We start from the raw sequence: 20192 nt of genomic DNA, 5'->3' as shown, positions 1-20192 counted from the left end.
GACGATGTCGCCGTCGTGATCGTCGATGTGATCGCCGGGGTGATCGTCAGTATCGGGCGCCGAGTTTGGGTGATCAATATTGAACATCAGGCAGCCGCACTCGCACTTCTTCGATGGCCGCCCGAATGAAGGGCCGCCGTCGTTCGACCGACAACGAAAAACCGGCCCCGCTTATCTCAAAGCGGAGGCCGGCGCTACTGCAGGTCGATCGATCAGTTCGTCTCGTCCGCTTCGCGCGCGGCGATCCGTTCAACGAGATCGACGATGCTGCGACGAAGCTTGGCATCGGTGATCTTGGTGAATGCGCGGGTGAGCGCCAGACCTTCGGAAGTCGCGAGGAAGTCCGATACGTATGAAGGCGACGGCGCCTCACTGAAGCCGTTGCCGTTGGCGAGGCCGCCGCTCGGGCCGCCTTCGAACAAGAAGGACACCGGGACCTGCAGGACTTCAGCGATCTGCTGAATACGGCTGGCGCCGACGCGGTTGGTCCCCTTCTCGTATTTCTGCACTTGCTGAAACGTCAGACCCAGCGCTTCGCCGAGCTTTTCCTGACTCATGCCCAGCATGATGCGTCGCATGCGCACACGGCTGCCGACGTATTTGTCAACAGGATTGGGCGCTTTAGTCGACATCTCACTTACTCCTCAGGCACAGTGCACACGCCAACAGTTAGCGTATGCGGGTTGGAATACGCCTCAAATATTGGAGTCGTCAAATGTCTTTGGAATCCGATGGGGATTCGGCGTTAATTTACGCCGAGCAAAACTCGCGGGCTACACAAGTGCGAATTTCCTCGAACTTAATCTCTGGTTGCGTCATCGAGCGCGTATTATCACGAACCCGACGGGCGCTTTCGTAATAGTACAAGCATCATCACTAACGCAACCAGTACGGCCGCAGGAAGTTCGCCGACCCGCGCATAGACGGTCGGTGACACCGGGGCCGGCAGCCCGGAATCCAGCACCCCTTCGACGCCGAGTCCGAGCTTGGCGACGATCCGCCCGACCGGATCGATCACCGCAGAAACGCCTGTGTTCGCTGCGCGAACGAGTGGCAGGCCCTGCTCGATCGCGCGCATCCGCGCCTGCTGCAGATGCTGGTACGGGCCGCTGGAAATCCCGAACCAGCCGTCGTTTGTGAGATTCAGGATCCAGCCCGGACGGGCGCCGTCGATCTTGATCTCGTCGGGAAAGATCGCTTCGTAACAGATCAGCGGCAGCGCCGGAGGAGCGTTGGGCAGCTCGAGGTTATGACGCGTGACACCGGATAAAAATCCGCCCTGCACCTTGGTGAGTTGGACGAAGCCGATCCGCTCCATCAGATTCTGGTACGGCAGAAACTCGCCGAATGGGACCAGATGCAGCTTGTCGTAGACTGACAAGATGCTGCCGTCGTGATCGATCGCGTAGATCGAATTGTACGCGCGGGTAATCCTGCGCCCCGGCGGTAACTCGGGTGGGCGGACCGCGCCGGTCAGCAGCACGGTGCCCTTCGGCAGCAGATCGGCGATCTGCGCCATCGCGTCCGGTTCCCGCGACAGAAAGAACGGAAACGCCGACTCCGGCCAGATCAGCAGCGACACGTCGCGCACGCCTGTCGATTTCGGTCCTGTCGAACGGTCCGACAACGACAGATATTTCTGCATCACCTCGGCTTTGGCGGAATAATTGAAGCGCGCGTCCTGCGGCAGGTCGGGCTGCATGATCCGCAGCCGGACATTGTCGACGAGCCGGGTCGGCGACAGGTCGAGCCGGATGCCGCCATACACGGCCATTGCGGCCAGCACGCCGAGCGCGATGGCCGGCGCCGTCCAGCGGCGCTTTGCAGAGCCATCGTCGATCAGCACGGCAGGCGAGGCGGAGATCGCCACGGTCAGCAGTGTCAGGCCCCAGATCCCGATCAGCGAGATGCTCTGCGCCAGCGCCAGCGGTTCGGTCAGCGCGTAGCCGAATGCGTTCCAGGGGAAGCCTGTGAGCAGATGCCCCCGTAGCCACTCGCTGATCGTCAAGCCGACGGCGAGCGACAGGATGCGCAGGCTGTCGGGCCGCCACAGCAGTCGTGCGAGCGCGAAACCGAGCGCAGTGAAAAGTGCCAGATAGGCCGGCAGTCCGCAGATCGCGAACGGCAGCAGCCACGCGAAGGTGTCGGCGTCGACTAAGAACGCGTAGCCGATCCAATACAGCCCGGGGACGAAGTAACCGAAGCCGAACCACCAGCCGGCCATTGCGGCAGCCGGCACGCCGCGCCGCTTGCCGGCCGCAGAGCCGTCGATCAGCCAGACCACGACCGGGAAGGTGATGAAGAGAACCGGCCACGCATTGAATGGGGCCATCGCCAGCGAGGACGCTGCGCCGGCGAGAAACGCGATCAAGGCACGCTTCCAACCCCACGCCAGGATGATGCCCGAGGCGATCCGGCTCAGCACACCACGCTGCGTCACGGCGAACCGGTCCCGTCGCCGGTCGGAGGAAGCGAGGCGGGGGTGGTGCCGTCGGTCGAGGCTTCGCGGCGCCGGCCGTCGCGCGCACGCGCGGCCGGTCGTTCCTTGCGCGGGCCGATCCGGAGCCGCTTCACCCGTCGGGGATCGGCGTCCAGTACTTCGAACTCGAAATTGTCGGGGCCGGCGATCACTTCGCCGCGCACCGGCAGCCGGCCGACGTGATTGACGAGGTAACCGCCGAGCGTTTCGACGTCTTCGCCCGCTTCGCCGGTGACGAACTGATCGCCGATCATGGCGCGGACGTCTTCCAGACTGGCTCGGGCATCAGCGATGAACGAGCCATCGGGTTGACGCACGATCGAGGGCGGCTCGGTCGAGTCGTGTTCGTCGTCGATTTCGCCGACGATCTGTTCGACGATGTCTTCGATCGACACCAGTCCGTCGGTTCCGCCGTATTCGTCGACCACCAGCGCCAGATGGATGCGGGCCGCCTGCATCTGCGCCAGCAGGTCGATCGCACGCATCGACGGCGGCACGTACAGCAGCTTGCGGATGATGCCGGTTTCGGTCAGCGGCATCTTCAGGTCGATGGCGCGCAGGTCGAGCCCGGCGGGCAAAGCCTTCTTGCGCTTGGCGACGGTCGCCGGCGGCACCTTGGCCTTGGCGGTCATGAACGCCACGAGGTCGCGGATGTGAACGATCCCGACCGGATCGTCGAGCGTTTCGTTGTAGACCACGAGCCGGGAATGCGCCGCGTCCTGAAACAGGCTGAGCAGTTCACCGAGCTGAATGTCCTGCTTGATCGCCACGATGTCGGCGCGGTGGACCATGACGTCGGCGATCCGGCGATCGTGCAGCCCGAGGATGTTGCGCAGCATCGTGCGCTCGAGCGTCGAGAAGCCGGCGTCGTCCGGCGAGCTGGTGTCGAGCACCACCTGCAGATCGTCGCGGACCGAGCCGGGTTTCCAACCGAACAGCGAACGGATCGCGCGGATCAGCCAATTGCCGCCGTTCGGCTGCAGGACTTCGCCTTGATGAACCACCGCCGGTAACTGGCCGGGCGGAGGCTCCTCCTGCGCAGCCTGCGACGTCGTGAGAGCTCTGTCGCCGTCGGGCATGTCAGTTCACCCGATCCTGGCCGGCATAGGGATCGGGAATTCCGAGCCGGGCAAGAATAAGGCGTTCGGCATCTTCCATCTCGTCGGCTTCCTGGTCGGTTTCGTGATCGTAGCCGACGAGGTGCAGAAAACCATGCACGGCGAGGTGACTGAGGTGGTGATCGAACGGTTTGTCCTCGTCGTCGGCCTCACGGCGGACGGTCTGATACGCGATCGCGATGTCGCCGAGCATGCGCGGCGCACCATCGCCCTGCACGTCCGGCTGTGCGGCCGGAAACGACAGCACGTTGGTCGGCTTGTCCTTGCCGCGGAACGAGGCGTTGAGCTTCTGGATGTGATCGTCGTCGGTGAGCATCACTGCCAGTTCGGCGGCGCCGGTGTCTGCATCGATGACTTCGGCGGCCATCTCGATGGCGCGTAGCACGATCGCTTCGGCGGCGGCTTCGGCCTGCCAGCAATCGGCTTCGATGACGACTTCGGTAACAGGGTGATTGGAATGGGTCATTGGTGCAAAGCTAATATCCGAAAGCGTCCCGCCGCAATCGGGTCGGTACTCAGGGCGCGGCTGCGACATTACGACTTACCATTCGCCGGGGACGGCGGCGATCCTTCATAGGCGGCGACGATCCGCGCCACTAATTCGTGGCGGATCACGTCCTCGGCTCTGAACTGCACCTGTGCGATCCCCTCGACGCCGGACAGTAGCCGCACCGCTTCGGACAGGCCTGAGGTTTGGCCGTTCGGCAGATCGACCTGACTGGGGTCGCCGGTGATAATCATCCGGCTGTTCTCACCGAGGCGCGTGAGAAACATTTTCATCTGCATCGACGTGGTGTTCTGCGCTTCGTCGAGAATAATCGCCGCGTTGGTCAGCGTGCGACCGCGCATGAACGCCAGCGGCGCGATCTCGATCTCGCCGGATTGCAGCGCGCGTTCGACGATCCGCGCATCCATCAGGTCGTACAGCGCGTCGTAGATCGGCCGCAAATAAGGGTCGACCTTTTCGCGCAGGTCGCCGGGCAGGAAGCCGAGCCGTTCGCCGGCTTCGACCGCCGGCCGCGACAGGATGATACGATCGACTTCCTTGCGCTCGAACAGTTGCGCCGCATGCGCCACCGCCAGCCAGGTCTTGCCGGTGCCGGCCGGGCCGACGCCGAACACCAGCTCGTGCCGCTTCAGTGCACGGATGTAGGAATCCTGCGCCGCAGTGCGCGCGCGGACCGGCCGCTTGCGCAGATTGATCGCTTCGAACGCGGCCGCGGACGGCTGCTTGGTGTCGAACTCGAACAACGAACCTTGCGCGATCACGGCGCGGATTGCGCCTTCGACGTCGCCCTGGACCAGATCGTGCCCCGACATCGCCTGCGCATAGAGCGTTTCGAGCACGCGCCTGGCCGCGTCGCAGCCCTCCCGCGAGCCGCCGATGGTGATGTTGTTGCCGCGTGAGTCCACCACCACGTTGAGCCTGCGCTCGATCTGAGCGAGGTTCTGACCGTAGGGGCCGACCAGGGAGGAGGCGGCGCGGTTGTCGTCGAAATCGATGACGACCTGGGTTTCGGGCGGGTTCAAACTGTCGCGATCTGGTTTGCGGCGGGAAACGAACGAAGACGATTCCGGTGCGCTTTTGACCAAGGGGGCTCAGGCTCCAGTGGGGGCCATCGCATCGGCCGGCCGGGCAGTTGCCGATACGAGTTCGCCGAGCAGGCTGTAGCGTTCGAGGCTGTCGACGCGGACGGGGAGTACCTGTCCGATGATGCTGTCCGGCGCCATCACATGGGCCGGCTGCAGATAAGCGGTGCGGCCGACGATCTGGCCCTGCTTGCGGCCGGCGCGCTCGAACAGAACCTCGACGGTTCGGCCGATCGCAGCCTTGTTGAAGGCCGATTGCTGCTGGTCGATCAATTGCTGGAGCTGCTCCAACCGCTCGTCCATGACCGCTGCAGGCACCATCTCCGGCATGTCCGCCGCGGGCGTGCCGGGCCGCGGGGAGTATTTGAACGAATACGCCCCAGCGTAGCCGATTTGTGCGACAAGCGCGAGAGTCGCGGAAAAATCGCGTTCGGTTTCACCCGGGAAACCGACGATGAAGTCCGACGAGAACGCGATTCCGTCCGCGGCGCTTCGGAACCCGTCGATCACCCGGCGATAATCGTCGGCGGTATGCTTGCGGTTCATCGCCGCCAGGATCCGGTCCGAGCCCGATTGCACCGGCAAATGGACGAACGGCATCACCGCCGGCAGGTCGCGATGCGCCGCGAGCAGATCGTCGTCGACGTCGTTGGGGTGGCTGGTCGAATAGCGCAGCCGAACGATGCCGGGGATCTCGGCGAGGCGCCGCATGAGGCGGCCGAGCGGCCAGACGCGGCCGTCCGGTCCGTCGCCGTGATAGGCATTGACGTTCTGTCCGATCAGCGTGACCTCGCGGACCCCGTGGTCGGCAAGCCGCCTGACGTCCTCGATGATCGCCGCCACCGGGCGCGACATCTCGGCGCCGCGGGTATAGGGCACGACGCAGAAGGTGCAGAACTTGTCGCAGCCTTCCTGCACGGTCACGAAGGCGGAGATCCCGCGGGCGCGGATCGCATCCGGCGCCGGCTGCGGCAGCACGCCGAATTTGTCGTCGATCGGGAACTCGGTTTCCAGCGCGCGGCCGTCGCGGTCCGCCCGCGCCAGCAGTTGCGGCAGGTTGTGATAGCTCTGCGGTCCGACCACGACATCGACCACCGGTGCGCGGCGGATGATTTCCTCGCCTTCGGCCTGCGCCACGCATCCTGCGACCGCGATCTGCATCCGCCGGCCATGGCTGGCGGCCTCGTCGCGCGCGACCCGCAGCCGGCCGAGTTCGGAATAGACCTTTTCGGATGCCTTCTCGCGGATGTGGCAGGTGTTGAGGATCACCAGATCGGCGTCATCCACGTTCGCGGTCTCGACGAAGCCTTCCGGTGCCAATGCGTCCACCATGCGCTGTGCATCGTAGACATTCATCTGACAGCCGTATGACTTGATGTGCAGCTTGCGCGGCGGAGACATTGCGTGTGGGGGCCCGGAACAAAAAACGCGCGTTTTCCAGCGCGTTGCCGTCACTTATAGCCGAAACCGGGCGAAATCCAGCCGCGAACGCCGATTTGCCGTCACCGGCGTCCAGGGTGGTTAAATTTCCTCAATGATTTTAGTAAGTTGGCGCATATCGGCAAAGCTGCGATCGGCTCCTGCGGAGACCAGCGCCGCGGCCGTGGCGGCGGTGCAATGGCTGCCGCCGCTGAAGCCCAGCACGGTCATTCCGGCTACTTTCGCGCCCAATACGCCCGGCACGCTGTCCTCGACCACCACACAGCGCTCCGGGGCGGCTCTCATTTGTGCTGCTGCGTACAGAAACAGATCCGGCGCCGGCTTGCCGTGCGCCACCTGCTCCGCCGAGAACAGATGCGGCGCGAACCGGGCATGCAGGCCCGCCTGGGTCAGTGCCACCCGAATCCGATCCAAGGTGCCGCTCGATGCGACGCAGAACGGCAATGTCAGAGCGTCGAGCGCCGCGGTCACATAGGGGATCGGCTGCAGCGTCTGTGTGAAGGCACGCAGCAGTTCGTCGAGCAGATGCGCTTCGAGATCGTCGGCGAAGCGGCGGCCGATCTCGGCCTCGATCTCGCGGCGCGCCTCGCGTCCCGAACGGCCGAGAAACCGGGCCGCGACCTGTTCGGTGGTGATCGGATAGCCGTAGCGCGTCAGCGTCTCGGCGTGGACCCGGCAGGAAATCACCTCGCTGTCGACCAGCACGCCGTCGCAGTCGAAGATGACGAGGTCGAAAGTCACGCGCGAGACCTGCAATCTAAACTAACAACGCCGCGAGCTGCGCAGCTCGCGGCGGATCGGCACCTCGGGAAATGCGTTGCGGGGCTCAGGATTTGTCGTCTTCGAGCGGTACGCAATACAGTTCGAGCCGGTGATCGACCAGCTTGTAGCCGAGTTTGCGCGCGATCTCGGCCTGCAGCTTCTCGATTTCTTCGTTGGTGAACTCGATCACCTTGCCGTCGCGCAGGTTGATCAGATGGTCGTGATGGCTGTCGCGCATCTGTTCGTAGCGCGCACGTCCTTCACGAAAATCGTGACGTTCGATGATGCCGGCATCCTCGAACAGCTTCACCGTTCGGTACACCGTGGAGATCGAGATCTTGTCGTCGATCGCGACGCAGCGGGTGTAGAGTTCCTCGACGTCGGGATGATCCTGCGACTCCGCGAGGACGCGTGCGATGACGCGGCGCTGCTCCGTCATGCGCATGCCGGTGGCGGCACAGCGCGCTTCGATTTCGGTTGCCTTGGGTTCGGACATCGGCGTCAACGCATCTGATGGTGAATGATTATCTTACGGAGTGTTCTGCCACCGCGCAGCGGTCAGGACAAGTCGCGACGCATTATCAATGCGTTCAATTGCTCGCCGTTGGGCTGCCGGTAATAGCGCTCGCGGCGTCCGACCACCTGAAAGCCGGTACGATCGTAGAGTCGCCGCGCCGGCTGATTGTTCTCCTCCACCTCGAGAAACACCGTGGCGACGCCGCGGCCGGCCAGGTGGCCGAGGTGAGTGAGCAGCATTTCGCGCGACAGACCGCGACCGCGATATGACGCGGCGATGGCGATCGACAGGATCTCTGCTTCGTCGGCACCGATTCGTGAGGCGACGAAGCCGATGATGCGCCGCCCGACCCGCAGGCGGTGCACCAGCGTATTGCGCTCGCTCAAAAGGTCGGCGAATTCTTGCTCGTCCCAGCCGCGGTGAAACGACGCGGAGTGCAGCTCGGCAAGCTTCGGCGCGTCGCGCAGCGTCGCCGTCTCGACCACTGCATCGGCGTAACCCCAGAACTCAGCCAGCCAAGTCATCATCGATGGCTCACTTCGCGGCGCGTCATGCGGCGGGCTGCGCCGATTGAGCGATCGGATCAATCTTGGGGGTGGCGTCGGGCGGACGCAGATAGAACGGCTTGGCGGGTGCGGATTCCGGCGTTGCGGCGGCGCCGAGCCAGGCGAGCCAGCCGATATCGGGAGCGGGGCGCTGATCGACCGCGAACGGCGGCGGGGTCAGCGCCGGCCACCGATCTGCCAGGAGCTCCGCCGCATTGCCGACCAGACGCGGCGCGCCGTAACGCGCGGCTTCCAGCGCTTCGGCGATCGGCGCCACGCGCGGCGTCAGGATCATCGTGCCGTTGCCGGCAACGAGTTGATAATAGACGTGGTCGTGACGGGCATCGATCACCGACAGGATCGGGGTGTCGTCGGTTTCGCTCACCAGCGGCGCCGCGAAAGCCGACAGCGTCGTCAGTCCGACGACCGGCTTGGCAGCGGCGAGCGCAATGCCGCGCGCGGCCGACAGGCCGACCCTGAGCCCCGTGAAACTACCAGGTCCGGTGGTCACTGCGATGCGGTCGATATCGAGGAAGCCGATTCCTGACGCGTCCATCACCCGTCCGAGCAGCGGCATCAGCGCCTCGGCATGGCCGCGCTTCATCGCCTGCGATTCGCCGGCGAGCAGACGATTGGCTTCGGTGTCCAGCACCGCGGCTGCGCAGGCGTCGAGAGCGGTGTCGATGGCGAGGATCAGCATCCGGCTAACATATCAGCAATGCGACAGTTGCGTCATGTCCTGCCGGATCGATCGACAATTATTAGGAGGTGAGGCATGGCGCGCTGCACCATGCCTGTTTGGCGTGCTTGCCTGTTGCTGCAGCAGTCGCCGGTCAGGTCACTGGGCGAACCTCGACCACTTCGGGCACGAAGTGCTTGAGCAGATTCTGGATGCCGTGCTGCAAGGTCGCGGTCGAAGACGGGCAGCCGGCGCAGGCGCCGCGCATATTGAGATAGACGATGCCGTCCTTGAAGCCGCGGAAGGTGATGTCGCCGCCATCGTTGGCGACGGCCGGACGAACCCGCGTTTCGATCAGATCCTTGATGATCTCCACCGTCTCGGCATCATCATCGGCGTAGAACTCGTCGTCGTCGCCATCCTCACCGTCCGACTGGCCGTCGGCCAGGATCGGTGCGCCCGACATGAAGTGCTCCATGATGGCGCCGAGGATCGCGGGCTTGAGGTGTTGCCACTCGCCCTTGTCCTTGGTGACGGTCACGAAGTCGGTGCCGTAGAACACGCCGCTGACGCCGTCGATGTCGAACAGCCGCGCCGCGAGCGGCGAACGCGCCGCCTGGGTCGCATCGGTGAATTCCAGCGTTCCGCTGTCGAGCACGCTCCGGCCGGGAATGAACTTCAACGTGGCCGGATTGGGGGTCGGTTCGGTCTGAATGAACATCGAATGTCTCCGTCGTCGCCGGTTCAAGGCCGGTGCGTGGGTCTCTCCTAGCAAATAGCGCTCGGGAAAGCACGGTCAACCCGCGGGCTCTCCCCGAGGTTGCAGAAAGTGCCTGATCAGGCTCACATTTTCGAAGATCGAGGCGTCAGGCCAGTGCGTCGATGTCGTCGTCGGTCAGGCTCGATGCGACGATCATCACCGGCACGGGGAAAGTGCCGAGATGGCGCACCATCGAGGTGACGATGGGGCCGGGACCATCTGGTCCGTCGTCCGCCGCCAGCACCAGCATGACGATGTCGACGTCCTGTTCGATCACCTTGCGCACCTGCGCGATGGTGTCGCCCTCGCGGATCACCCGCTCCGGCGTGATCCCGGCGACGCCGTTGGCGCGGCCCGAGGCGCGATCGAGCGCGAGCTCGGCGGTTTCGATCGCTTCGGCACGCATCACCTCGGCGACCCCGAGCCATTGCTGGTTCTTGTCGGGAATCTCGATTACCCGCAGCATCACGACGCTGCCGCCGACCCGCACCGCCCAGCGGCTGCCGTAATACACCGCACGATCCCATTCGGCGGTGTCGTCGACGATCACCAGACATTTCGGCTTGTGGCCGGATTCATAGCTCCGTCGCTGGCTGCTCATGGTGTCCCCGGAGTTCCCAAGCGCGCGCCCGCGCAACGAGGCGATGCTGCCATGGCGACAGCGGGAAGGACAAGGTGCCGCCACAGACAAAGCCGTCATGCGCGGGCTTGACCCGCCTGCGGGGCCGAAGCCCTTCGGCGCGGCGAAGGCCCGCGCATCCATCCAATCTTGCAAGAGTCCTTTGAAGAAGATGGATGGCCGGCTCGACCCGGCCATGACGGGAGCGTGCGAAGCCTCAGCCCTTCTTGCGCACCATGCCCATGATGTCCTTCACGGCCACCATGGTTTCGGCCGCGATCGCACGGGCGCGGTCGCTGCCGTCGGCCAGCACCGAGTCGACATAAGCGTGGTCGGCAGAAAGCCGCTTCATTTCGCCGGAGATCGGCGACAGCTTGGCGACGGCGAGATCGACCAGGCTCGACTTGAACGAGGAGAACTGCGCGCCGCCAAACTCGGTCAGCACGTCGGCTTTCGGCTTGCCGGAGAGCGCCGCGTAGATGCCGACCAGATTGTCGGCTTCAGGGCGAGTCTCCAGGCCCTTTTCTTCGCTCGGCAGCGGCTCCGGATCGGTCTTGGCCTTCTTGATCTTTTGCGCGATCGCGTCGGCATCGTCGGTCAGGTTGATGCGCGAGTAATCGGACGGGTCCGACTTCGACATCTTCTTGGTGCCGTCGCGCAGGCTCATCACGCGGGTCGCGGGCCCCGTGATCACCGGCTCGGGCAGCGGGAAGTAACCGTCGTTGAAGCCCTGCTTGGCGATCGAATCGGAGAAGTCGTTATTGAACTTCTGGGCGATGTCGCGGGTCAGCTCGACATGCTGCTTCTGATCCTCGCCGACCGGAACATGGGTGGCGCGATACACCAGAATGTCGGCCGCCATCAGCACCGGATAGTCGTACAGCCCGACCGAGACGTTCTCGCGATCCTTGCCGGCCTTCTCCTTGAACTGGGTCATGCGGTTCAGCCAGCCGAGCCGCGCGATGCAGTTCAGCACCCAGGCCAGTTCGGAGTGTTCCGCCACCTGGCTCTGGTTGAAGATGATCTGCTTCTTCGGGTCGATGCCGGCCGCGATGAACGCCGCCGTCACTTCGCGGATGTTCTTGCGCAGCTCGTCCGGCCCGCCCCACACCGTCACCGGGACCGTGATCGCGTGCAAATCGACGACGCAATAGATGCAATTGTGCGTCTCTTGCATCTTCACGAAATTCACGATCGCGCCGAGGTAATTGCCGAGATGCAGATTGCCGGTCGGCTGGATGCCGGAGAATACCCGCTGAATGGTCATGATCAGGTCCTGGAGCGTGCGGATGAGGCGCCGTGAAGTGGCACAGCTCTGCTAGCCGCGCAAGCCGCGCGGTCGCCGCAGCGCGCGGAGCGCCGCATTCGGCCGGACCACGCCGAACAGGATCAAGGCCGCCGCGTAGACGATCAGCCCCCCTGCGATCAGGCCGCCGATCGCCGCGGCTTGGGCCAAAGTCGAGTCTGCCGCCGTCAGCGGGTGCAGCAGGCCGACCGCCAGCCACAGCAGGCCGCCCATCGCGCAGGCCGCGATCACGATCAGCACCAGACGGCTCCGCGCCGGCGCATTGATCGTGACGCCGAAGCGCTGCACGCCGCGCGCCAGCAGCAGAGCTGCGTTGCTCCAGGCACCGAGGCTGATCGCAGCCGCAACGCCCGCAGCCCCAAACAGCCGTCCGAGCAGAACGGCTGCTGCAAGCGCGACCGCGACCGAGATCAGGGTCGCCACGAGCGGCGTGTGGGTGTCTTCGCGGGCGAAGAACGCGGCCGACCAGTTCTTGGCCAGCACCTGGGCGGGCAGGCCGACGGCCAGTACCGCCAGCGCCTGCGCGGTCGCGGCCGAGTCCGCGGCGCTGAACGCGCCGTGTTCGAACAGCAGCCGCACGATCGGCTCGGCCAGCACGATCAGTCCGAAAGTCGCGGGCAGCGCCACACCGATCGCCAGTTCCAGCCCGCGGGAAGCGGCTTCCGACAGCGCGGCGTCGTCGCCTCCCCGCACCGCGCGCGCCAGTTCCGGCACCAGCACCGCGCCCATCGCCACGCCGACGATGCCGAGCGGCAGCTCGATCAGCCGGTTGGCGAAATACAGCCATGACACTGCCGCCGGCTGCGCCGAGGCGATGATCGCGCCGGTGACGATCAGGAGCTGCGGCCCGGAATTGGCGATCATGCCGGGGATCGCCTTGGCGAAGAACGTCCGCATCGCGGCGTCGAAGCCGGCGCGCAGCGGCGTCGCCAGCCGCTCGCCGCGCCCGTTCACCGCCAGGATCGAGAGCTGCAGCAGTCCGGCCACGCCGACGGTGCCGGACAGGATCAATGCCGCGGTGGTGGGATCATCGTGGCCGACCAGCAGCGCCGCGGTGACGACGATCAGCGAGACGTTGAAGAGTAGCGGCGAGAATGCGGTGAGGCCGACTTTGCCCTGCGCGTTGAACAACCCCATCATCACCGCGACCGGGCCGGCGAACGCCAGATAGGGCAGCATCAGCCGGGCGTCACGGGTCGCCATCAGCAGCGCCGGCTGGCCGACGAAACCCGGCGCCAGCACCGCGATCAGCAGCGGCATGAACACGCCGAGCAGGATCGCCAGCAGCAGCGTCGCCAGCGCGATGCTGCCGAGCAGCCGCCCGGCGAACGCGGCCGCCGCCACGGGGCCGTTGTGTTCGCGCACTTTCAGCCAGGCCGGCACCAGCGCGGCGTTGAGCGCACCTTCGGTCAATAGCCGCCGTGTCACGTTGACGAGCTGAAACGCCAGCAGGAAAGCATCCGCCACCACCCCGGCGCCGAGCAGCGCCGCGACCAGGGCATCGCGAACAAATCCCAACAAGCGTGACGACAGCGTTCCGGCAGAAACGGTGAGCAGCGGGCGAAGCATGGGCCCTTATAGCGCGACGAAAGCCGCATCAGCTTGGGACAACGGGCTTTCATGCGGCTTGGTAAACATTGGTGCGAAGCCTAGCGGGACGGCTTTGCCGCGGCGGCAGTCCAAGCGAGGCGGAGGGCATCTTCCAGCTCGGTGAGGCTGAGCTCCGCCAGGATTGCGGTCGTTGCCCCGCGCTTGCCCCAGCCGTTCGGCACCGGTGAGAACGCCGCGGGGTGTGTCAGGCATTTGAATTCCTGCTGCTCCGGCGTGAACTTGAAGTTCGCCGTCCGGCCGTCGCTGGCGAGCGTCACATAGATGCGCCGGGCCTTGAAGGCGATGCGATCGAAATGCGGTGCCTCGATCGTCCCTTGGAGCGACAGCGCGATGCGGCGAAGGTCGTGGCTGGTGGACATTTTGGGCGCGCGTTCCATCGGCTCAATGATCAGCCCAAGGATCATAGCTGCCGAAGCTCCAGACGTTGCCTTCCGGATCTTTGGCCGAATAGCCACGGCCGCCGTAGTCTTCGTCCCTTGGTTCGCGGATAATCTGTGCGCCTGCGGCGCGGGCCCGTTCGGCATGGGCGTCGACGTCGGCGACGATCAGATACAGACCCATGGTCGGGCCGCCCGCCTCGGCGGCGGTCTTCATCCGCGCGGCCTGCACATGGGGCGAATCGACCGCCGACGAAATCATCACCATGCGATCGGCCCAGACCAGCTGGGCGTGCTGCACGATCCCGGGATCAGTCTCGCTGAGGTACACGGCATGACGCACGAAGCCGAATGCGGTGCAGAGAAACTCGATCGCGCGGGGTGCATCGGCGTAGCGCAGATTGGGAATGATCTCGTGTCGCATCGGATGTCCTCCGTAATGTCCGACGCCGGATAGACCGCAACCTCGGTAGGGGATTGGACGAAACGTACCTCAGGCCTCGATAAGGCCGCCGCCATTGGGCAATGAGCGGGCCAGATAAGCGGTCGGAGTCAGCCCGCTGAATTCGACGAACTCATTGATCATGTGGGGCTGGTCGTAATAGCCGGCCTCCACCGCCAGTTGCGCCCAATCCGGACGCGCGGCATCTCGTCCGATCAAGCGGGTGAGCGTCTGGAAACGCAACAGCCTGCGAAACGAACGCGGCCCGACGCCGACAGCGTCGCGGACGCGCGAGGCCAGATGTTTCCGGCTCCAGCCGATCTGCTTGGAGATCGCCGAGATATCGAGGTCTGGCCGCACGCGCAGCAGCCTCAGCGCATGTTGCTGCTGAGCGCTCAGTGCATCGGTCTCCCTCAGGCGCCGGCGCAGAGCCTGGTCGAGCCGCCGCACGCGATCGTCACGCCCGGCGGCGTCCTGCAACGAGCAACACAAGTCGGTGGCCGATCGGCCGAGCAGCGCATCAAGCCCGACGACGCGATCGGCCAGCTCGTGCATCGGCGTTCCGAGCAATCGGCGCAGCGTGGCCAGCGGCAGGTAGATGTGAACGCCGGCCTGTGCACCGGATGAATGCGACAGCGCCGGCCGCAGATGTGCGCCCGCGACGAAGGCCTCGCCGGCCTTCAGCGACAGCACGGCGCCGTCACCTCCGGTAATCGAGATCGGATCGCCGAGATTGACGATGAACACGCCTTCCGCGTGCGGTAGTTCGCGGCGTGTGGTGAACCCGCCGGTGTGTTCCCGATAATCGCAGTAACCTTGGATGAGATCGGCGATATCCGAAGGGGCCGAGATGCTGGCCATGGTCCAGCTGTTGATGCCGTCGTCATGGATGCACTCGTGCGTGCAACGGTCGAGGCTCATGGGTGGCGCCGCTACCAAAATGGCCAGAGGCTGCATCGTAGCAATGCAGCTGGTAATCGGCAACCGAACTCCCCCCGGAGTGGGGGGCGGCCGATGCTGCGCCGCCGGCTCGTCGGAGCTTTTCGGCCGTCCGGGCCCCTTGCCGCAGCCGACCTGGGCATGATAGGCCGGCCCGCCCTTTTAGGCCGGACCGCGCCGCGCCTCAAAGCCGCACGACGCGGCTTCGCGTCTACCTCCCGCAACGGATCGGATATCGATGACCTCAGCCCAATACGACGTTCTCGCCATCGGCAATGCGATCTTCGACGTGCTGGTCCGCACCGAAGAGGACTTCCTGGTCAAGCACGGCATGGCCAAGGGCGGCATGGCGCTGATCGACGAAGCCCGCGCCGCGGCGATCTATGCCGACATGGGCCAGGCCACCGAAATGTCCGGCGGCTCGGCTGCCAACACCATCGTCGGGCTGGCCTCGTTCGGCGCCCGCACGGCCTATCTCGGCAAGGTCAAGGACGACCAGATCGGCAAGCTCTACACCCACGACATCCGCGCCGCGGGCGTTACCTTCGACACCAAGCCGGCGACGGACGGCCCGGCGACCGGCTGTTCCTACATCCTGGTGACGCCGGACGGCCAGCGCACCATGAACACGTATCTCGGCGCCGCGCAGGATTTGTCGCCGGCCGATATCGACGAGGCCAAGATCGCCGCCTCGGCCATCACCTATCTCGAAGGCTATCTGTGGGATCCGCCGCAGGCCAAGGAAGCGTTCCTGAAGGCCTCCAAGATCGCGCACGGCGCCGGCCGCAAGGTGGCGCTGACGCTGTCGGATGCGTTCTGCGTCGACCGCTACCGCGGTGAATTCCTCGAGCTGATGCGCTCCAAGACCGTCGACCTGATCTTCGCCAACGAGGCCGAGCTGCACTCGCTGTACCAGACCTCGGATTTCGATGCGGCGCTGACGCTGCTGGCCCAGGACGTCGCGCTCGGCGTCGTCACTCGCAGCGAAAAGGGCTGCGCGGTGGTCGATAAGGATGGCGTGACCTTGGTGCCGGCGACCTCGATCGATCAGCTGGTCGACACCACCGGCGCCGGGGACCTGTTCGCGGCCGGCTTCCTGTTCGGCCTGGTCCGCAATCTCGGCTACGAAAATGCCGGCCGCCTCGGCGCGCTGGCGGCAGCCGAAGTGATCCAGCACATTGGCGCCCGCCCGCAGGTGTCGCTGAAGGAACTGGCGCAGCAGCACGGGCTGGCGGTCTAAGCGTCTCCCCGAGTCATTCCGGGGCGCGAACGCAGTTCGCGAACCCGGAATCTCCTGCTTGTCGCATCGGCGTCTTGTAGAACATGTCGGGATTCCGGGTCTGCGCGCTGTCGCGCGCATCCCGGAATGACGTCGTCCTTGTTGTTACTTGCAACGACAGCTCACGCCGTCTTTGCCGCCTTCAGGCCGAGCTTGGCCTCGACCTTCTCGCGCATGATGAACTTCTGGATCTTGCCGGTCACCGTCATCGGGAATTCGTCGACGAATTCGATGTAGCGCGGGATCTTGTTGTGGGCGATCTGGCCCTGGCAGAACGCGCGGACATCGTCGGCGCTCAGCGTTTCGCCGGGGCGCGGGCGGACCCAGGCGCAGAGTTCTTCGCCGTAGCGGTCGTCGGCGACGCCGAAGATCTGGACGTCCTGGATCTTCGGGTGGCGATACAGGAACTCCTCGATCTCGCGCGGATACAGGTTCTCGCCGCCGCGGATCACCATGTCCTTGATGCGGCCGACGATGTTGCAGAAGCCTTCCTGGTCGATGGTGGCGAGGTCGCCGGTGTGCATCCAGCCGGCGGCATCGAGCACGTCGGCGGTCTTTTCCGCCTCGTCCCAATAGCCGAGCATCACGCTGTAGCCGCGGGTGCACAGTTCGCCGCGCTGGCCGCGCGGCACGACCTTGCCGTTGAGATCGACAACCTTCACTTCGACATGCGGATGAATGCGGCCGACGGTCGAGACCCGCCGGTCTTCCGGATCGTCGACCGCGCTCTGGAAGCTGACCGGGCTGGTCTCGGTCATGCCGTAGGCGATCGTGACTTCGCGCATGTTCATCGCATCGTTGACCCGGCGCATCACTTCCACCGGGCACGGCGCGCCCGCCATGATGCCAGTGCGCAGTGACGACAGATCGAAGCTGGCGAATTCCGGATGATCGAGCTCGGCGATGAACATCGTCGGCACGCCGTACAGCGCTGTGCATTTCTCGCGTGACGCGGTCTGCAGCGTCACCAGCGGATCGAAGCCTTCGCCCGGGTACACCATCGCGGCGCCGGAGGTCACCGAGGCGAGGTTGCCCATCACCATGCCGAAGCAGTGATACAGCGGCACCGGGATGCAGATGCGATCCTGCTCGGTCAGCTTCATCGCGCGGCCGACGAAGTAACCGTTATTGAGGATGTTGTGATGCGTCAGCGTCACGCCTTTGGGCGAACCGGTGGTGCCGCTGGTGAACTGAATGTTGACCGCGTCGTCGAACTGCAGCTCACTTGCGAACGCGGCGATCTGATCGCGGTGCCGCGCACCGCCCATGGCCGCGACTTCGTCGAATGCGATCGTCCCCGGCGCCTTCGGTCCGCCGATCTGGATCACGGTCCGCAGCTTCGGCAGTTTGGCCGATTGCAGCGCACCGGGCGGCGAGGTCGCCAGCTCGGGGATCAGCGTGTTGAGCATCTCCATGTAGTGCGAGGTCTTGAACGCCGTGGCGGTCACCAGCGCGGCGCAGCCGACCTTGGCGAGCGCGAATTCCAGTTCGCTCAACCGGTAAGCCGGATTGATGGTGACCAGGATCAGTCCCGCTTTGGCGGCGGCGAACTGTGTCAGCGTCCATTCCGGCCGATTCATCGACCAGATGCCGATGCGGGCGCCGTGCTCCAGGCCGAGCGCCAGAAAGCCGGCCGCCAGCGCGTCGACCCGCGCGGCGAAGTCACGCCACGTCCAGCGGGTGTCATGGCTGGGCGAGACCAGCGCCTCGCGATCCGGCCATAGCGCCGCCGCGCGGTCGAGCGCCTGGCCGATGGTGATTCCAAGTAGCGGCGCGTCGGAGACGCCGCAGACATAGCTGGGGGTCGAGTTGGTCACGTCCTTGGTCCTCGCCTTATCGCCCGGACATTCTAAGTGTCGGGTCGCCATCGTGCGGGCTTTTCGCCTCTTTCACGAAGCATAGCGCCGCCGGCGAGGCATTGCGACCCCGCCGGCGGCGCGAGAGCCTGTTAGGCCGCCTGCTGGTCGGCGCCGAGGCCGGCATAGACGCCTTGCTCGAAGGCTGCGAACGCCTCCAGGCACTTGGCATCGGCGAACGGCAGCACCTGCATCAGGATCACGCCGCTGACATCGCGGGCCGGATCAATCCAGAAATAGGTGTTGGCGAGGCCGGCCCAGGCGAGACTATTGGGGCTGCGGCCTTCCGGGGTCGTCTCGGTGTTGATCAGGAAGCTGAGGCCCCACTTCTTGGTCATGCCGGGATAGAGGTCGACGTCGTTGGTGGCGAAGGCGATCGCCGAATTCAACTTGGTGACGTTGAGATCACCGATGTGGTTCTGGCCCATCATCGCCACGGTCTCGGGCTTCAGCACCTGGTTGCCGTTGCCGCGGCCCTTGTTGAGGATCATCTGGGTGAACTTCAGATAGTCCGCCGCGGTGCCGTAGAGGCCGCCGCCACCCATGTGGAATTCCGGTTCCTGCGCGACCTCGAACGGGATCGGCGACAGCGAGCCATCCTCGCCGCGGGCATGCACCGCGACCAGCCGCTTCCGTTGTTCATCTTTGATCTTGAAGCCGATGTCGGTCATGCCGAGCGGCGCGAACAGATGATCGCGCAAATACGCGTCCAACTTCATGCCGCTGGCCGCTTCGACCGCCTTGCCGGCGAAGTCGATGTTGATGCCGTACTCCCAGCGCGTGCCCGGATCGGACGCAAGCGGCGTCTTCAGCGCGGCTTCCTGGCAGCCGATGATGCCGGGGATGCCGTGCCGCTCCATGTACTTCACCATGTCGGCGTTCCACATGTCGTAGCAGAAGCCGGCGGTGTGGGTGAGCAATTGCCGCAGCGTGATCGGAGATTTGGCCGGCCGGGTCTTCGGCGTACCGTCGGCGTCGAATCCGTCGAGCACCAGCGGTTCGGCGAGATCGGGCAGCACCTTGCCGATCGGTTCGTCAAGCGACAGCTTGCCTTGCTCGACGAGCTGCATTGCTGCAGCAGCCGTGATCGCCTTGGTCATCGACGCGATCCAGAACACGCTGTCGGTGGTCATCTGCTCGGGTTTCGACAGATCGCGCTTGCCGAACGCGCCCTGATACAGGACCTCCTTCGAATTGCCGGCGATCGCCACCACGCCGGGGATATCCCCGCGCTCGCTCATCTGTCGCAAGCTTTGATCGATCTGGTTGCTGCTCTGCATGTTCGTCCTCCCTTGTTTGGCTGGCAGTTTCTAAAAGCGGCCGGATTTTTCACCGAGCGGTTCCGCTCCGCAAGCGATAACGAGGTCGAGCGACAAAGTCTCGCATTTGCGAGCGACGACGATTTCGTGCCGGGAACGAACGGGGTGGCGTGGCGTTCACAAAGTCGCCGCAGTGTTGAACCTCGCGGCGGCAGCCAACGTCCAACTCAAAGTTGCGACGCCCTCGCCTGGAGCACCGAGATGATCCCGACCTGGAGTGACTGGAAGCGCTATCCGCAGCCCGGCCGCGGCGGCAATATCGAGGCGCCGATCAGTCCGGGGATCTATGAAGTGCGATACGCGCAGACCGGCGCGCTGTACGGATTCGAGGCGGTCGACAATCTCGCGGTCGCGCTGGCGCAGCTTTCGGCCAAATCGGGCCGAATCGGGTCCTGGTTCGGTCGGCGCGGGGTGCAGCCGTTCCCCGAGCTGGAATATCGCGTTTGCGCCACCACGTCCCGGGCTCATGCCCGCACCGCCGCCGAACGCATGATCAATCTGCGCAGCACCTGGATCGCCGGCGCTGCCTGAATTCGTTGTGGGGCACCTGCGTT

Annotated in this window: 21 protein-coding genes; 2 read left to right on the top strand and 19 right to left on the bottom strand. The window is 65.0% G+C overall.

All coding sequences use genetic code 11. The features are described from left to right. Positions 1-212: 212 nt before the first annotated feature. From DY468_RS06910 to DY468_RS06830, 17 genes are all read right to left on the bottom strand, one after another. Positions 213-632, bottom strand: coding sequence for a helix-turn-helix domain-containing protein (locus DY468_RS06910; RefSeq protein WP_011156011.1), 420 nt, complete (start codon positions 630-632; stop codon positions 213-215). Between the two features lie 200 nt (positions 633-832). Next, positions 833-2440, bottom strand: a complete 1608-nt coding sequence (gene lnt / locus DY468_RS06905; protein ID WP_164603643.1) for an apolipoprotein N-acyltransferase — start codon at positions 2438-2440, stop codon at positions 833-835. Next, the gene (locus DY468_RS06900; RefSeq protein WP_164603641.1) at positions 2437-3558 is read right to left on the bottom strand and encodes a hemolysin family protein; all 1122 of its coding nucleotides are present in this window, start codon (positions 3556-3558) and stop codon (positions 2437-2439) included. Before DY468_RS06900 ends, lnt begins: the two co-directional genes overlap by 4 nt. A 1-nt stretch (position 3559) precedes the next feature. Next, entirely contained in the window at positions 3560-4063 is a 504-nt protein-coding gene (gene ybeY, locus DY468_RS06895; protein WP_164603639.1) for an rRNA maturation RNase YbeY, read from the bottom strand. A gap of 68 nt (positions 4064-4131) precedes the next feature. Then, positions 4132-5190, bottom strand: coding sequence for a PhoH family protein (locus tag DY468_RS06890; RefSeq protein WP_164603637.1), 1059 nt, complete (start codon positions 5188-5190; stop codon positions 4132-4134). Positions 5191-5196: 6 nt separating this feature from the next. Beyond that, positions 5197-6588 (bottom strand): tRNA (N6-isopentenyl adenosine(37)-C2)-methylthiotransferase MiaB, encoded by a 1392-nt coding sequence (gene miaB, locus DY468_RS06885; protein ID WP_164603635.1) that lies wholly within the window; start codon positions 6586-6588, stop codon positions 5197-5199. Positions 6589-6708: 120 nt separating this feature from the next. Beyond that, positions 6709-7368 (bottom strand): HAD family hydrolase, encoded by a 660-nt coding sequence (locus DY468_RS06880; protein ID WP_164603633.1) that lies wholly within the window; start codon positions 7366-7368, stop codon positions 6709-6711. Between the two features lie 85 nt (positions 7369-7453). Then, positions 7454-7885 carry a Fur family transcriptional regulator gene (locus DY468_RS06875; protein WP_164603632.1) on the bottom strand — a complete coding sequence of 144 codons (432 nt, stop codon included), beginning with the start codon at positions 7883-7885 and terminating at the stop codon, positions 7454-7456. Between the two features lie 62 nt (positions 7886-7947). Then, on the bottom strand, positions 7948-8433 hold the full coding sequence (gene rimI / locus DY468_RS06870) for a ribosomal protein S18-alanine N-acetyltransferase (protein ID WP_164603630.1): 486 nt from the start codon (positions 8431-8433) through the stop codon (positions 7948-7950). 22 nt (positions 8434-8455) lie between these two features. After that, positions 8456-9151 carry a tRNA (adenosine(37)-N6)-threonylcarbamoyltransferase complex dimerization subunit type 1 TsaB gene (gene tsaB / locus DY468_RS06865; RefSeq protein ID WP_164603627.1) on the bottom strand — a complete coding sequence of 232 codons (696 nt, stop codon included), beginning with the start codon at positions 9149-9151 and terminating at the stop codon, positions 8456-8458. A 133-nt stretch (positions 9152-9284) separates the two neighbouring features. Next, complete coding sequence (locus tag DY468_RS06860; protein WP_164603626.1) at positions 9285-9851, bottom strand: NifU family protein; 567 nt, start codon at positions 9849-9851, stop codon at positions 9285-9287. A gap of 145 nt (positions 9852-9996) precedes the next feature. Then, positions 9997-10491, bottom strand: a complete 495-nt coding sequence (locus DY468_RS06855; RefSeq protein ID WP_164603624.1) for a universal stress protein — start codon at positions 10489-10491, stop codon at positions 9997-9999. 235 nt (positions 10492-10726) lie between these two features. Further along, positions 10727-11776 carry a tryptophan--tRNA ligase gene (trpS, locus tag DY468_RS06850; protein ID WP_164603622.1) on the bottom strand — a complete coding sequence of 350 codons (1050 nt, stop codon included), beginning with the start codon at positions 11774-11776 and terminating at the stop codon, positions 10727-10729. 51 nt (positions 11777-11827) lie between these two features. Continuing rightward, a complete protein-coding gene (murJ, locus tag DY468_RS06845; RefSeq protein WP_164603620.1) occupies positions 11828-13384 on the bottom strand; it encodes a murein biosynthesis integral membrane protein MurJ in 1557 nt (518 codons plus the stop codon). Between the two features lie 80 nt (positions 13385-13464). After that, the gene (locus tag DY468_RS06840; protein WP_164603618.1) at positions 13465-13785 is read right to left on the bottom strand and encodes an MmcQ/YjbR family DNA-binding protein; all 321 of its coding nucleotides are present in this window, start codon (positions 13783-13785) and stop codon (positions 13465-13467) included. Positions 13786-13807: 22 nt separating this feature from the next. Beyond that, entirely contained in the window at positions 13808-14227 is a 420-nt protein-coding gene (locus tag DY468_RS06835; RefSeq protein ID WP_164603616.1) for a VOC family protein, read from the bottom strand. Between the two features lie 69 nt (positions 14228-14296). Further along, positions 14297-15166 (bottom strand): helix-turn-helix domain-containing protein, encoded by an 870-nt coding sequence (locus DY468_RS06830; protein ID WP_164603613.1) that lies wholly within the window; start codon positions 15164-15166, stop codon positions 14297-14299. Between the two features lie 256 nt (positions 15167-15422). Here DY468_RS06830 and DY468_RS06825 point away from each other — a divergent pair, with 256 nt between their 5' ends. After that, positions 15423-16424, top strand: coding sequence for an adenosine kinase (locus tag DY468_RS06825; RefSeq protein WP_164603611.1), 1002 nt, complete (start codon positions 15423-15425; stop codon positions 16422-16424). A 161-nt stretch (positions 16425-16585) separates the two neighbouring features. Here the strand turns inward: DY468_RS06825 and DY468_RS06820 are convergent, their stop codons facing one another. After that, positions 16586-18280 carry an AMP-binding protein gene (locus DY468_RS06820; protein WP_164603609.1) on the bottom strand — a complete coding sequence of 565 codons (1695 nt, stop codon included), beginning with the start codon at positions 18278-18280 and terminating at the stop codon, positions 16586-16588. A gap of 131 nt (positions 18281-18411) precedes the next feature. Then, positions 18412-19599, bottom strand: a complete 1188-nt coding sequence (locus DY468_RS06815) for a serine hydrolase domain-containing protein (protein WP_164603608.1) — start codon at positions 19597-19599, stop codon at positions 18412-18414. A gap of 240 nt (positions 19600-19839) precedes the next feature. Between DY468_RS06815 and DY468_RS06810 the strand changes: the two genes are divergently transcribed. Continuing rightward, on the top strand, positions 19840-20169 hold the full coding sequence (locus tag DY468_RS06810; protein WP_164603606.1) for a hypothetical protein: 330 nt from the start codon (positions 19840-19842) through the stop codon (positions 20167-20169). The last annotated feature ends 23 nt before the right edge of the window (positions 20170-20192 follow it).

The sequence above is a fragment of the Rhodopseudomonas sp. BR0M22 genome (assembly GCF_010907035.1).
Classification (GTDB): Bacteria; Pseudomonadota; Alphaproteobacteria; order Rhizobiales; family Xanthobacteraceae; genus Rhodopseudomonas.
The sequence above is the reverse complement of the archived record's forward strand: the minus strand, read 5'-3'. Positions and strand labels throughout refer to the sequence as shown.

What these genes read in the sequence shown, in the direction of transcription:
- DY468_RS06840 (WP_164603618.1), bottom strand. Translation starts at nt 13,785, where the DNA reads ATGTCCACCAGCCACGACCTTCGCCGCATCGCGCTGTCGCTCCAAGGG.
- DY468_RS06860 (WP_164603626.1), bottom strand. Translation starts at nt 9,851, where the DNA reads ATGTTCATTCAGACCGAACCGACCCCCAATCCGGCCACGTTGAAGTTC.
- murJ (WP_164603620.1), bottom strand. Translation starts at nt 13,384, where the DNA reads ATGCTTCGCCCGCTGCTCACCGTTTCTGCCGGAACGCTGTCGTCACGC.
- DY468_RS06855 (WP_164603624.1), bottom strand. Translation starts at nt 10,491, where the DNA reads ATGAGCAGCCAGCGACGGAGCTATGAATCCGGCCACAAGCCGAAATGT.
- ybeY (WP_164603639.1), bottom strand. Translation starts at nt 4,063, where the DNA reads ATGACCCATTCCAATCACCCTGTTACCGAAGTCGTCATCGAAGCCGAT.
- rimI (WP_164603630.1), bottom strand. Translation starts at nt 8,433, where the DNA reads ATGATGACTTGGCTGGCTGAGTTCTGGGGTTACGCCGATGCAGTGGTC.
- miaB (WP_164603635.1), bottom strand. Translation starts at nt 6,588, where the DNA reads ATGTCTCCGCCGCGCAAGCTGCACATCAAGTCATACGGCTGTCAGATG.
- tsaB (WP_164603627.1), bottom strand. Translation starts at nt 9,151, where the DNA reads ATGCTGATCCTCGCCATCGACACCGCTCTCGACGCCTGCGCAGCCGCG.
- DY468_RS06910 (WP_011156011.1), bottom strand. Translation starts at nt 632, where the DNA reads ATGTCGACTAAAGCGCCCAATCCTGTTGACAAATACGTCGGCAGCCGT.
- DY468_RS06875 (WP_164603632.1), bottom strand. Translation starts at nt 7,885, where the DNA reads ATGTCCGAACCCAAGGCAACCGAAATCGAAGCGCGCTGTGCCGCCACC.
- DY468_RS06900 (WP_164603641.1), bottom strand. Translation starts at nt 3,558, where the DNA reads ATGCCCGACGGCGACAGAGCTCTCACGACGTCGCAGGCTGCGCAGGAG.
- DY468_RS06825 (WP_164603611.1), top strand. Translation starts at nt 15,423, where the DNA reads ATGACCTCAGCCCAATACGACGTTCTCGCCATCGGCAATGCGATCTTC.
- DY468_RS06810 (WP_164603606.1), top strand. Translation starts at nt 19,840, where the DNA reads ATGATCCCGACCTGGAGTGACTGGAAGCGCTATCCGCAGCCCGGCCGC.
- DY468_RS06815 (WP_164603608.1), bottom strand. Translation starts at nt 19,599, where the DNA reads ATGCAGAGCAGCAACCAGATCGATCAAAGCTTGCGACAGATGAGCGAG.
- DY468_RS06830 (WP_164603613.1), bottom strand. Translation starts at nt 15,166, where the DNA reads ATGAGCCTCGACCGTTGCACGCACGAGTGCATCCATGACGACGGCATC.
- DY468_RS06835 (WP_164603616.1), bottom strand. Translation starts at nt 14,227, where the DNA reads ATGCGACACGAGATCATTCCCAATCTGCGCTACGCCGATGCACCCCGC.
- trpS (WP_164603622.1), bottom strand. Translation starts at nt 11,776, where the DNA reads ATGACCATTCAGCGGGTATTCTCCGGCATCCAGCCGACCGGCAATCTG.